Here is a 242-nt window from a genome sequence, read left to right as displayed (position 1 = left end):
CCTAAGCCGAGGCCGAAAGGCGTAGGCGATGGACAACAGGTTGATATTCCTGTACCACCTCTTTATCGTTTGAGTGATGGGGGGGCGCAGGAGGATAGGGTAAGCGCGCTGTTGGATATGCGCGTCCAAGCAGTTAGGCTGGTAAGCAGGAAAATCCACTTACCGTAAAGGCTGAGCTGTGATGGCGAGGGAAATATAGTACCGAAGTTCCTGATTCCACACTGCCAAGAAAAGCCTCTAGC

1 rRNA gene is annotated in these 242 nt (G+C 52.5%); it reads left to right on the top strand.

What is annotated here, in order from left to right:
• Positions 1-242, top strand: a 23S ribosomal RNA gene (locus TR08_RS16995); the annotation flags it as partial.

It is taken from the genome of Neobacillus niacini (assembly GCF_000759675.1).
Classification (GTDB): domain Bacteria; phylum Bacillota; class Bacilli; order Bacillales; family Cytobacillaceae; genus Neobacillus; species Neobacillus niacini_A.
The sequence above is the reverse complement of the archived record's forward strand: the minus strand, read 5'-3'. Positions and strand labels throughout refer to the sequence as shown.